Origin of the sequence: Priestia megaterium, assembly GCF_023824195.1 — a bacterium.
In the GTDB taxonomy this organism is placed as follows: domain Bacteria; phylum Bacillota; class Bacilli; order Bacillales; family Bacillaceae_H; genus Priestia; species Priestia megaterium_D.
The window spans coordinates 2,459,193-2,472,077 of sequence record NZ_CP085442.1 but is presented as its reverse complement, the minus strand read 5'-3'; the positions used below and the strand labels follow the sequence as shown (position 1 = coordinate 2,472,077).

Here is a 12,885-nt window from a genome sequence, read left to right as displayed (position 1 = left end):
AACTTCCATGCCAGGGTTAAAATATAGAAGAAATTAGTAAAAAATATTGATTTTTATGCCAAATTATTCAGCGGTTTTTAAAAATTTGGCAGGTAAAAGCCAATTTTTTAAACCAAAATAGCTCCCACCCCTATTAGAGACGGAAGCTGTTTTGTTAAGGAACTAACACTAATTTTCCAGTCGTTTTTCTTCCTTGAAGCAGACGATGTACATCTGCCGCTTCATCAAGTGAAAATGTGCCGCCCAGCATTAATTTTAACTGACCAGCATTTACGTAGTTTAATAGCTCATGCAGGCTTTGCTGATAAAGCGTTGGTTTTGCCATCATTTGAGGCAAGAAAAAGCCAAGAACCGATTGGTTTTTTTCCATTAGGCGGGCAGGGTTAAATTTTACAGGTTTTCCGCTAGCCATTCCGTAAAAAACGAGGCGCCCAAACGGTGCAAGACATTGAAGAGATTCATAGAATATATGCCCTCCTACCATTTCTAAAATAATATCGGCTCCTTTTCCTTCTGTTACTTCTAAAATTTGTTTTTCCCAGCCTGTTTCTGTATAGTTAATCGCTTCGTCAGCTCCAAGATTTTTTGCAAGCTCAAGCTTTTCTTTGGAGCTCGCTGTAGCAATGACTTTTCCAGCTCCAAACATTTTAGCAAGTTGAACAGCTAAAGTTCCAACACCGCCTGCTGCCGCATGAACGATGACGGTTTCTCCTTTTTCAAGGCGACCCATTGTTTTTAAAATATGATAAGCTGTTAGCCCTTGAAGAGGCAAAGCAACTGCTTGTGTTAAATCCACATCCTCTGGTAAAGGAATAAGGCCTCTTGAATCTGCCAGCGTGTACTCAGCGTATCCTGTTGCTCGATTAGATCCTAGCAGCGTCACGACTTTTGTACCTACTTTTATCCCTTTTACGTCTTCACCTACTTCGACCACTTCTCCCGCAACTTCAGAGCCTGGAATAAAAGGCAGCGGTGTTTCGACTACGTATGCTCCTTCACGCCGCGCAGCATCGGCATAATTAACGCCAATTGCCGCAACTTTAATGAGCACATCTTTCTTTTTCGGTATAGGGCGTGCAATATCGATAACTTGAAGAACATCAGGTCCTCCGTACTGCGTAAATTGAATGGCTTTCATCTTATATCCCCCTCTTATTTCCCTTGAAATAGTGGCTTTCTTTTTTCTTTAAACGCGGAGATTCCTTCTTGATGATCCCTCGTTTCTACCATAAGAACTTGCGTTAGCCTCTCTTGTTCAAGGACTTGTTCTAATGTTAAATGAAAGGAATCATTGACAATCTTTTTCATTTTCCCATACGCTTTCGTTGGTCCTTGTGATAAGCGACTTGCAAAGGATCTGACCTCATCTTTCAGCTGATTTAACGGCACTACACGGTTTAAAAAACCAGCTTTGTAAGCCGTGTCGGCATCCATAGGCTCTCCTAAAAATAACAGTTCCTTAGCTCTGTGGGGGCCAACGACCTTTGTAAGAAAGTAAAGGCCTCCTCCGTCTGAAATCAATCCAACTTGAGAAAAGCTTAATACGAACCGACTTTCTTCTGACGCAATGATAAAGTCAGAAGCGAGAGCTAAATTAAAAGCCGCTCCTGCTGCAAACCCATGAACTGCTGAAATAATTGGCTTCTCTAGATTTTGCATCGCTAAAATACATTCATTTAAACGGCCGATATGTTCATAAACATCAGCTCCGGATGCTTGGCCCATTGTTTTTACATCGCCTCCGGCAGAAAACGAACGCCCTGCTCCATTTAATATAACTACTTTAATAGAACCGTCACTTTGTGCCTGTTTTATTTCAGCTGTTAACTTTTCAATCATTTCCTCACTGAATGCATTTAAACGATCCGGCCGATTTAACGTTAAAGATAAAATAGTCCCCTGCTTTTCTACTACTAAATCACTCATAGTTCGGATTCCCTCCTCTTTAATTTGCATTAAACGATAAGCCACCCGCCGTCTACTAATAAATCACTTCCCGTCATATACGATGCCTCTTTAGACGCTGCAAAAGCAATGACGTTTGCAATTTCATCTGGTTTACCAACACGTTTTAAAGCCGTATTTTTTTCGATTGCCTTAGTGAAGCGCTCATTTTCAAGTCCAGGCTGTGTTAAAGGTGTTTCTACGAATCCAGGAGACACAGAGTTTACTCTCACTCCATAAGGTGCTAATTCAAATGCCATTGCTTTTGTAAAGTTAATTAAAGCAGCTTTAGCAGCGCTGTAGTGAGGAATTTGTGCACCTGCTTTATGTCCTGAAAGAGAAGCGATGTTAACAATAGATCGATTTTCTCCTATTTCTTCAGTTAAAAAAGGAATCAAATGTTTTGTTACAAGAAATACGCTTGTTAAATTGACGTCCTGCACGTGTTTCCACTGTTCAAGAGTTGTTTCTTTAATTGTTGAATTAACTGATCCGCCTGCGTTATTAATTAATAAATGAATTTGTCCGTACTTTTCTTTTATAAACTCAGCCAGCTCTTTGACGTCTTCTTCTTTCGTTACATCAGCTGAAAAAATATCTGTGCATTTTCGTTCGCACCGTGTGTCAATAGCCGATGCAGCCTGTACTAGTTTTTCTTTCGTTCGCCCGACAAGAATGACGCGAGCTCCTTCTTTTGCCATTCTCTGAGCGGTCGCTTCTCCAATGCCGCTTCCAGCTCCTGTAATAACAGCTATTTGCCCTTCAAAACGCATAATATCCCTCCTTATACAACATATCGCCCGCTGTCAATAAATTCACGGGCGATGTCTCGATTGCGCGTGAACTCTCCTTCATTTTGCAAATCATTCATCCATTTTCCAAGAATTGTGCGGTACTGTCGGTGTTTTTCACCCGTTAACATCCCGTTTATTAATTGTCGAGCCTGCTTTTCAATTTCAAAGAGCGTTTCACTAACAACCGTTGCTGTCAGCTTACTTTTTAACTTTTCTTTTTCTTCTCCATTTCTGGTTACGGCTTTTTCCGCCCGCAGCACAGACGACTCTATGGCAAATAGTCCAACAGCAATTTCTGCGAGCTTCATCAGCGTTTCTTGTTCTTGTGCTAGATTGGCGTTAAACGTTTGGAATGCTATTCCTAACAAAGCAAGAAATAAATGTCTTGTCGTAATAACCGCCTGCTTTTCTCTTGCTAGAAGTTCATTTGAAGGTGTTTCCCACTGACCGCTCATCAATTCACTAACAGCATGTTCTACTTGTTTGCTCAGCTCTATTTCTCCTTTGCCTGCTTTTTTTAGAAGCTGAGTTGGAAGCAAAAGGCGGTTGATTTCATTTGTACCTTCAAAAATACGATTGATGCGTGAGTCACGATATACTTGTTCTATTTTATATTCTTGGATAAACCCTGCGCCGCCATGAAGCTGCAGCGATTCATCGGCAATTAAATCAAGAGTTTCCGATCCATACACTTTACAAACTGAACATTCCATTGCAAATTCAGCCAGCTGTTTAGCTACTAACTTATGATTTTCACTTTCATATAAGCCACCAAGCGCCTCTTCTAGTAAACCAGCTGTACGGTACTGAATAGATTCAGATGCAAAAATACGAGCCGCCATTTTTGCTATTTTTTCTTTTGAAGCATTAAATTCCGCAATAGCTGTTTTAAACTGCTTGCGTTCTTTTGTATAAGCTAAAGCAAGTTCAAACGCATATTTCGCTGCGCCCATACATGCAGAACCTAAGTTAAAACGTCCAAGGTTTAAGACGTTCAACGCAATCAAGTGACCTTTTCCTACTTGTCCAAGTACGTTTTCTACGGGTACTAAGCAATCTCCATAAATAACCGGACGAGTAGACGACCCTTTAATTCCCATTTTCTTTTCTTCTGGCCCAAGAGAGAGTCCTTCAAAACCTTTTTCTACAATAAAAGCGGTAAAATGTTCACCGTCTACTTTTGCATACGTGATGAACGTATCTGAAAAGGCAGCATTGGTAATGTACTGCTTCGTTCCATTTAATACATAATGCGTTTTTTCAGGATTTAATACGGCTTTTGTTTGGGCTGCAAGAGCATCAGAACCTGCTTCTGGCTCTGTCAAACAGTAGGCGCCAATATATTCGCCGCTTGCCAATTTAGGCAAGTATTTTTCTTTTTGCTTCTTGGTGCCAAAATACGTAATAGGAAGGGTCGCAATGCATGTATGATTAGAATGAGCGACTCCATATCCGCTTGTCCGGCCAATGATTTCACCGACGAGTCCTTTGCTTACTTTATCAAGACCTAGTCCTCCATATGTTTCTGGAATACTGTGAGCAAGAAGTCCAAGCTCGCCTGCTCTATGCATCAATTCTACTACTTTATTAAAATCCTGCTGCTCAATGTCATTATGGTAAGGGTCTACTTCTTTTTCAATAAACTGCTTTGCTGTCTGAGCAATCATACGATGCTCATCCGTTAAGTCTTCGGGTGTATAAACGTGATGCATAGATGTTTTTTTTAGTAAAAATGATCCGCCTTTTGCTTCGGTTTTCATTTCAGACATATCGTTTCCTCCCCGTTTACTAGCTTTTTTTTCACTACCTTAGGAATTACGGAATAGACGTTTTTCCGGCTTACAAAGCCAATTTCGTCTAGAAAGCCATACTGAGTGAGCATTTCCCCTACGGCTGAGCGCTTCAATATTTCAACAGGTGAATGCTCATAAGCCTCATACAAGAGCAGTGCAGCTTTTGCAGCATCCGTTAAATGAAATGTTTTTAGTTGCAGCAGACAGCTTATAAAGTACCCTGCTCCATATAAATCTTCTAGACAGAAGCGATCGGATGAACCTGAACAAACCAATAAAACAGTTTCAGCTTGACCTCGCTGACAAACAGCACTCGCAACCGCTTCTCCATTTAACAGTGAAGCTGCATATACATGTTTTGCTTTCTCGGCGTTATGGATGGCTACCGTTCCATTAGTGGTAGACAAAATAACTGCTTTATTTTGAACATGCTCCTTTAACGTGCTGGGGTTTGGATCAAAAAAGCCTTCAATCGTTTTCCCTCTATATTCGCCTACAAGCGCAATTTCATCAGGCTTATACGTTTTTGCTTTTTTACGCGCCTCTTCTTCATTTTTTACCGGAATAACTTCTATTGCTCCTTGCTGTAAAGCAGCCGCAATTGTTGATGTAGCTAATAAGACGTCAAATATAACAACCGCTTTTCCTTCTAGCTTTTTGGCAAGAAGCTCTTCTTTTTTGAGTATTACGTGAACTTTTCCTTTCATATATGTCCTCGTTCTGTGTGCAGAGCATGAATAATTAGTGTTTTTACATAATCTCCAAATTGTAAAAACCGTTTATCATTTGTTTGGCCTTTTTTATAACGGTAATAAATTTGCTGACAAATGACAGCAAGTTTGAAGTACGCAAATTTCAGGTAAAAGTCAATGTGTGAAACATCCCGTCCGCTTTTTTTAGCGTATGCTTCTACAAAATCTCGACGGGAATAAAAGCGTTTTTGCACAGTAACAGGTGGATTTCCGAGTCCTCTTTTTAAAAGTTCAGGGTCGCTGTCTTCCATCCAATAGCTCAGCGCCACTCCCAAATCAGCAAGCGGGTCTCCAACGGTTGTCATTTCCCAGTCAAATAATCCTACAATTTTATTTCCATCCGGTGAAAATAACGTATTGTTAAGCTTATAATCATAGTGAATAATGGTCGAGTGCTGTGAAGTGGGGATGTGTGTGATCAACCATTTTTTTAGGGCTTCTACTTCCGGTATGTCACTTGTTTTTGATTTTTCATAACGATGAATCCAGCCGTGTACCTGACGTTCTAAAAATCCTTCGGGCTTGCTGATTTTTTCAAGAAGCGTGCCTTTATAAGGAACATCATGAAGTTGAGCAAGGACATCCACCATTTGTTCTGAAATACGACGGCAAAGTTCGCTAGTTCCTTTCACTTCCTTTGGAAACGCTGTGTCGATGAGAACACCGTGCTTTCTCTCCATTAAAAAAAAGGGTTTCCCGACCACCGTCTCATCTTCACAAAACACATACGGCCTAGGAGCGAGAGGGAAAGACTTCGATAAAACAGATAAAATCTTGTATTCTCTTTGCATGTCATGCGCTTTTGGCGCAACTGGCCCAAAGGGAGGGCGTCTCAACACCGCCTCCCACTCTCCGACTGAAAGAGCGTAGGTTAAATTGGACGCACCTGATCCAAATTGCTTGATTAAAAGAGGCTCTTTAGGTAAATCAGGAATAGAAACACGGAGAAACTGATGCAGTTTTTCCGTGTTTAATTCCTCTCCTTTTCGTACAGGAATGATTTGTGACATTCTTTTACCACCTGCTTTTTTATAGTTAAACAGCTACTTTATAATTCATCAAAAACTGCTTAATGTCCGCTGGAATAGAAACGCTTTTTTGTGCATCAAAATCAAAGTACACGATGACAGCTTCTCCTTTAGCAATCAATGATCCCGTCTTGCTGTCGGTAATTTCATGGCCAATTGTAAAGCTTTTATTGCCGACTCTAGATACAAAGGTTTTAATCATTAGCACTTGATTAAAATAACCCTGCGCAACAAAATCACATTTAGTAGACGCTAAAATATACTCCCACTTTTTTGTATGCATAGATGCTCCCATTTCTTCAAAGAAAGCAATCCGGGCCTCTTCTAAATAAATGAAATAGCTCGTATTGTTAATGTGACCCAGTGCGTCTGTTTCGCAAAAGCGCACTTTGACCTGTGTTTCATACATGATCTTCTCCTCCTTTACTTATGTGAAAAAACAGCGGGACGCTTTTCAATAAATGCTGATACTCCTTCTTTAATATCTTCTGTTTGAAAGACTTCTTCAAACAGCTCTGCCTCAAGTTCAAGGCCTTCAGATAATGTACGATTCATTCCTTCGTTTACCGCTGTCTTAATTCGAGAAAGTGACGGAAGAGAGTGACGGTTAAATTTCTTAGCCAGCTCTTTTGCTTTTTCGAGCCCTTTTCCTTTAGGCGTTACATGATTGGCAAAGCCTGCATGAAGCGCTTCTTCTGCAGAAACAGGACTGCCGGCAAACATCCACTCTTTAGCTTTAGAAACGCCGATTACGCGTGGAAGGCGCTGAGTTCCGCCGCCTCCAGGAAACAATCCGAGCTTCACTTCTGGAAGACCGATTTGAGCATGTTCTTCGGCAATACGTATATCAGCAGTGAGCGAAAGTTCGCATCCTCCTCCAAACGTTAAACCGTTTAACACCACAATTGTTGGTTTTTCAATGTTTTCAAGTTTTTGCAAAACACGATGGGTTTTCATAAACTCTTCTTTAATGCCGCTTTGCCCCATTAACTGAGGAAACTCTTTAATATCAGCTCCAGCCATAAACGCCCGGTCGCCTGCTCCTGTTAAAATGATTGTAATTACATCAGGATCTTTACTAAGCTCTTCATACGTTTCTTCAAGCTGCTGCACAACAGCCTGGCTCATTACATTTAAAGGCGGATTATCAATGGTTACAATTGCCGTTTTCTCTTCTTTTTCAATACGCACAAATTTTTTCATCATTACTTCACTCCTTGTGTGTGGTATGTGTAAAAACCTTTTCCTGTTTTGCGTCCAAGCTCGCCTTTTTGAACTTTTTCTTCAATGCACGCAGCTGGCTTGTCCTCTGGATCCCCCGTTTCGCTATAGCGCTGCTGCATCACAAAATATCCGACGTCAATTCCCGAGAGATCCATCAATTCAAAAGGACCGATCGGGTGATTGAGCGCTTTTTTGCAAATCGTATCAATGTCTTCAAAATCTGCGTATCCATTTTCGTAAAGGAAAACGGCTTCTTTTTGCAACGCTCCTAAGATTCGATTAGCAATAAAACCTGAGATTTCTTTTTTCAGAAGGACTGCTGTGCGATTAATTTGTTTGCAAACTTGCATTGTCGTTTGAGCTGTTTGTTCACTTGTCTTTTCACTCATCACAACTTCTACGCAGTCCATTACAAGGGGAGGAAAAAAGAAATGCATGTTCACGATTTGCTCCGGACGGTTTGTGGCACTTGCAATAAGCGAGTTAACAATTGTTGAACTATTCGATGCTAAAATGGCGTGACTTGGTGCGTACTCATCTATTTCTTTAAAGACACTTTGTTTTACATCTAACTTTTCTACCACGGCTTCAATCACAAAATCAGCATTTGAAATCGCTTCCCTTAATATGTTTGTAAAAGACAATCTTCGAAATGCGGCTTCTTTAGCATCAGAAGAGATTTTGCCTTTATGAACCCACTTGCCTATAATTGCTTCCAGCTTATTTTTTGCATCAATGAGTGATTGTTCATTCATATCTTGAATAATTGTTTCATATCCTCCAAGTGCACAAAGCATACCGATTTGATGTCCCATTTGTCCTGCTCCAATAACAGCAATACGCTGTATATCTTTACTATTCATGTTATAGCCTCCTTTTAATATAAAAGGAGAGAAAGAGCTTATACTTTCCCGCCTTGTACGAGCACTGTCTAGCCTAGCAGCTACTATGACTGAATACCTTTCATCAGCATCTTATAAAAAATAGCCGCAACTTCTCGATCTGATTTTTCTCCATCCGGCTGAAACCAAAAATAGCTCCAATTTGTCATTCCTAATATGCCTAGCGTCACGATATCTGAAGGCAAATCTGAACGGAATTGCTCTGCTTCCATTCCTTTTTCAATAATTTCCTGTACGTTTTCTTTAAAACGATCGCGCTTTGGAATGATTTGTTCTAAGTGTTCTTCACTCAAATGACGCATCTCTCGAAAAAACACTTTAGCTCGAAGGCCTTCTTTCTCAATATCATGAACAAGTTTAAAAATAATGCTGTGCAGCTTTTCTGGATAAGATGTTGTCTTATCTGCAAGAATCGTCTCTTGGTTTTCTATTAATCTTTCAATATATTGAAGGTGAATATCCATTAAAAGCTCTTGTTTGCTTTTAAAATAATAATAAAACGTTCCTTTTGTGACGTTTAATTCATTTACAATATCTTGAATAGACGTTTCTTTGAAACCTTTTTGAGCAAAAAGCTGAATGCTTCGTTCCATCATCAAATCTTTCATCGTCAAACCCTCTCTGTCTTTTCTCATTTTCACAAATTATACCATGGCTTAGAGGGAGGTTTTGAAAAAGTTTGTTTATGTTCAGCTTATTTACATCGTTTCTTTCACCACTTCTTCTCGTAGTGCCCGTCGCAAAATTTTTCCTACATTGGTCTTAGGAAGCTCAGCGCGAAACTCAAAGATTCGCGGAATTTTGTAAGCTGCAAGGTGATGTCGACAATAAGAAGTAAGCTCTTCTTCGGAAAGAGATTTCCCTTCTTTCACTACCAAAATCGCTTTAATTGTTTCTCCTCTGTAAGGATGCGGCGCACCAATTACAACGGCTTCTTTAATGTGACTGTGTTCATATAAAACTTCTTCAATATCTCGAGGGTACACATTAAACCCACTTGCAATAATCATATCTTTTTTGCGATCAACAATGGATAAATACCCGTCTTCATCTATCTGTCCAATATCTCCGGTGTACAGCCAGCCGTTTCTAAGCGCGTGAGCTGTCTCTTCAGGCTGATTCCAATAGCCTTTCATAACTTGAGGGCCTTTAATCACTATTTCTCCAAGCTCTCCTCTTGGCAGTTCTTTTGTTCCTGTAGCCACGTCTACAATTTTATAAGCAGTTTGCGGAACGCCAAGTCCGACTGTACCTGGCTTTCTCTCACAAAACGGCAGGTTACAATGCGTCACGGGGGATGCTTCTGATAAGCCGTACCCTTCTAACACTTTAGCGCCCGTTTTTCGTTCGAACTCTTTCATCAGCTCAACAGGCATCGGCGCACTGCCGCTGTTGCAGATGCGAATACTTTCGATGTTGTATTCTTCTGCCCGCGGATGATTTGTAATAGCAACATACATAGTTGGCACGCCAGGAAAAATACTAGGCTGCTCTTTTTTTATTGTATTTAGTACTTCTTCCAAATCAAAACGCGGCAATAGCAATATTTCATTTCCGCAAAGAATCGATAAATGCATACAGGAAGTCATGCCAAATACGTGAAACAATGGAATAACGGTTAAGCATTTTTCTTTTCCTAATTCAATATCATGCTTAAATATTTCGTATGATTGAACTGCGTTTGTGTAAATGTTTGTATGTGTAAGCATCGCACCTTTAGATGGTCCGGTCGTTCCTCCCGTATACTGAAGAACAGCAATATCGTGTGCTGGATGGATGACCGGCTGATTAAATTCATGCTTGATGGTTAGAAAATCTAGGAAGGAAAGGTCTGGTGATGTAGGAACAAAAGGTTTTTGCAAGCTGACAGTTATCGCTTCTTCTATATCAACGCGGTTTCTTATCTCTTGAAGTCTCGTATAAAAATCATCGAGTAGAATTATTTTTTTTGCCCCGGAATCGTTTAAAATATGCTCTAGCTCTTGTTCGACAAGCATAGGGTTGACCTGAGTAACAATGCCGCCCGCTGCTACAATGCCGAAATAGCTTATTATATATTGCGGACAGTTTGGCAGCATAATTGCTACACGATCCCCTTTTTTAATCCCTTTTTTCTGTAGTGCTCCTGCAAATACGCGAACTGAGTGATACAGCTCCTGGTACGTTAACGTATGCTGATACATGCGCGTTGCCGTGTGAGCAGGATAACGTTCGGCTGCTTCTTTCAGCATATCAAATAGTGAAATATCTTCGATGTGAATGTCATGAGTGTAGGCTTCTGGATAAGGTGTAAACCACTTTTTAACGTCTTCCATCAAGTTACTCCTTTCTTATTCACATAGCATGAACTCCACCGTCTACAGTCAGAATATCTCCCGTAATATAATTAGACGCTGCAGAAGCAAGAAAAACAGCCGCTCCTTTTAAATCAGCTTCGGAGCCAAAGCGTTTTAAAGGGGTTTGACTTAGAAAATAATCTTTGCCTTGTTCCATAATAGCACCTGACATTTTAGTAGGGAAAAATCCCGGAGCAATCGCATTAACTTGAATATTATGTTGTCCCCATTTGACAGCTAAATCTTTCGTAAACGTAATGACCGCTCCTTTACTCGTGTTGTACCCGATTGTATCCATATACTGAGGATCTGTTCCTCCAAGACCGGCAATTGAAGCAATGTTAATAATCTTACCAGCTTTTTGTTTAATCATTTCTTTTCCAGCTTCTTGGGACATTAAAAACGTTCCTGTAACGTTAATATTCATCACTTTTTGCCATGCTTCAAGAGGCATTTCTTCAACTGGAGCACCCCACGTAGCTCCACTGTTATTAATTAAAATATCAATACGTCCAAATGTTTCAATCGTTTCATGCACGACATTTTTAATATCTTCAGGCTGACTGATGTTACATGCTAGAGCGAGGGTTTTTACGCCCATTGTGGCCAATCGATCGGCCACTTGCTGACATGCTTCTTTTTTTCTCGAACATAGAACAATATTTGCCCCTGCCTCTGCAAGCCCTTCTGCCATTTGTTCTCCTAATCCTCTGCCTCCGCCGGTAATAATAGCTGTTTTCCCAGTTAAATCAAACAAATCCTTTATGTGCATATGTTGCCTCCTTTTCTTGATAGGGTTTTAGCTCAAGTCTTGCAAGCTGTGCTTTGTGCACTTCGTCTGGGCCATCAGCGAGGCGAAGAGTGCGGGCATTTGCCCAAAGTGCCGCAAGCGGCGTGTCTTCTGAAACACCTGCTGCTCCAAATGCTTGAATAGCGCGATCAATGACTTTTAAAGCCATAGCAGGAGCCATTACTTTAATCATAGCAATTTCTTTCCGCGCTTTTTTATTTCCAACTGTGTCCATCATATAAGCAGCTTTTAATGTTAATAAGCGAGCTTGCTCAATTTCAATACGCGATTCTGCCACCCATTCTTGAATAACCCCTTGCTGGGAAAGCAACTTATTAAATGTAGAACGACTTTGAATACGCTTACATAATTCTTCAAGCGCTCTTTCAGCTGCTCCTATTAGACGCATGCAGTGATGAATACGTCCAGGCCCTAATCTGCCTTGAGCAATAGCAAACCCTTTTCCTTCGCCTAAAAGCATATTGGATGCTGGCACACGCACATTGTCATAATGAATTTCAGCATGTCCATGAGGAGCGTGATCGTATCCAAAAACTGGAATCATTCGTTCAATTTTAACTCCTGGAGTATTTAATGGAACTAGAATCATAGACTGCTGTTCATATTTAGATGCGGTAAAATCGCTTTTTCCCATGACAATAGCAATTTTGCAGCGAGGATCTCCCGCACCTGAAGACCACCATTTTCTTCCGTTGATTACATATTCATCGCCTTCTCTTACAATACTGCACTGAATGTTTGTGGCATCAGAAGAACCTACATCTGGTTCTGTCATAGAAAAGCAGGAGCGAATGTCTCCATTTAACAGCGGCTTTAGCCATTTTTCTTTCTGTTCGGGCGTTCCGTATCGAACCAGTACTTCCATATTGCCGGTGTCAGGAGCTCCGCAGTTAAAAGCTTCTGGTCCAATAATAGAACGGCCCATAATTTCGCAAAGGGGGGCATATTCGACATTTGTTAGACCCGCTCCGTATTCGCTTTCTGGCAAAAATAAGTTCCATAATCCAGCTTGCTTTGCTTTTTCTTTTAACTCTTCCATGATCGGAGGAACAGCTGACCATCTAGACGGCTGTTCATTCAGCTGTTGTTCGTATAGCTGTTCATTTGGGTAAATATGCTCTTCCATAAAAGAGTTCAATTCTTTTTGCAGCTTCACTACTTTGTCAGAGTAAGAAAAATACACGGTATTCCCTCGCTTTCATTTACTTACTAACCGGTTGGTATGTTACATATTCATCATAAATGAAGGGAAATAATTCAGCAAGATATTTTTAGAAAAATTCTAAATATTATATTATTTA

Annotated in this window: 13 protein-coding genes; all 13 read right to left on the bottom strand. The window is 40.5% G+C overall.

Annotation, left to right across the window (positions count from 1 at the left end):
* Positions 1-154: 154 nt before the first annotated feature.
* Positions 155-1,138, bottom strand: coding sequence for a quinone oxidoreductase family protein (locus tag LIS78_RS12485; protein WP_195783190.1), 984 nt, complete (start codon positions 1,136-1,138; stop codon positions 155-157).
* A 14-nt stretch (positions 1,139-1,152) separates the two neighbouring features.
* A complete protein-coding gene (locus LIS78_RS12480) occupies positions 1,153-1,926 on the bottom strand; it encodes an enoyl-CoA hydratase/isomerase family protein (RefSeq protein ID WP_286676959.1) in 774 nt (257 codons plus the stop codon).
* 29 nt (positions 1,927-1,955) lie between these two features.
* Positions 1,956-2,717 (bottom strand): SDR family NAD(P)-dependent oxidoreductase, encoded by a 762-nt coding sequence (locus LIS78_RS12475; RefSeq protein WP_195783192.1) that lies wholly within the window; start codon positions 2,715-2,717, stop codon positions 1,956-1,958.
* Positions 2,718-2,728: 11 nt separating this feature from the next.
* Positions 2,729-4,507, bottom strand: coding sequence for an acyl-CoA dehydrogenase FadE (locus LIS78_RS12470; RefSeq protein ID WP_252285274.1), 1,779 nt, complete (start codon positions 4,505-4,507; stop codon positions 2,729-2,731).
* On the bottom strand, positions 4,495-5,238 hold the full coding sequence (locus tag LIS78_RS12465) for a 2-phosphosulfolactate phosphatase (RefSeq protein WP_252285273.1): 744 nt from the start codon (positions 5,236-5,238) through the stop codon (positions 4,495-4,497). The genes LIS78_RS12470 and LIS78_RS12465 overlap by 13 nt, the downstream gene beginning before the upstream one ends.
* A complete protein-coding gene (locus tag LIS78_RS12460) occupies positions 5,235-6,293 on the bottom strand; it encodes a phosphotransferase family protein (RefSeq protein WP_252285272.1) in 1,059 nt (352 codons plus the stop codon). Before LIS78_RS12460 ends, LIS78_RS12465 begins: the two co-directional genes overlap by 4 nt.
* Before the next feature lie 25 nt (positions 6,294-6,318).
* Positions 6,319-6,720 (bottom strand): acyl-CoA thioesterase, encoded by a 402-nt coding sequence (locus LIS78_RS12455; protein ID WP_116072243.1) that lies wholly within the window; start codon positions 6,718-6,720, stop codon positions 6,319-6,321.
* A 14-nt stretch (positions 6,721-6,734) separates the two neighbouring features.
* The gene (locus LIS78_RS12450) at positions 6,735-7,517 is read right to left on the bottom strand and encodes an enoyl-CoA hydratase (protein WP_014460096.1); all 783 of its coding nucleotides are present in this window, start codon (positions 7,515-7,517) and stop codon (positions 6,735-6,737) included.
* Positions 7,517-8,398, bottom strand: coding sequence for a 3-hydroxyacyl-CoA dehydrogenase family protein (locus LIS78_RS12445; RefSeq protein WP_195780028.1), 882 nt, complete (start codon positions 8,396-8,398; stop codon positions 7,517-7,519). The genes LIS78_RS12450 and LIS78_RS12445 overlap by 1 nt, the downstream gene beginning before the upstream one ends.
* An 83-nt stretch (positions 8,399-8,481) precedes the next feature.
* Entirely contained in the window at positions 8,482-9,045 is a 564-nt protein-coding gene (locus LIS78_RS12440; RefSeq protein WP_195780029.1) for a TetR/AcrR family transcriptional regulator, read from the bottom strand.
* Between the two features lie 90 nt (positions 9,046-9,135).
* Positions 9,136-10,752: a long-chain-fatty-acid--CoA ligase gene (locus LIS78_RS12435; RefSeq protein WP_252285271.1), complete on the bottom strand. Its 1,617-nt coding sequence runs from the start codon at positions 10,750-10,752 to the stop codon at positions 9,136-9,138.
* Between the two features lie 19 nt (positions 10,753-10,771).
* A complete protein-coding gene (locus LIS78_RS12430; protein WP_252285270.1) occupies positions 10,772-11,545 on the bottom strand; it encodes an SDR family oxidoreductase in 774 nt (257 codons plus the stop codon).
* Positions 11,523-12,767, bottom strand: coding sequence for an acyl-CoA dehydrogenase (locus LIS78_RS12425; RefSeq protein ID WP_252285269.1), 1,245 nt, complete (start codon positions 12,765-12,767; stop codon positions 11,523-11,525). Before LIS78_RS12425 ends, LIS78_RS12430 begins: the two co-directional genes overlap by 23 nt.
* Positions 12,768-12,885: the final 118 nt, after the last annotated feature.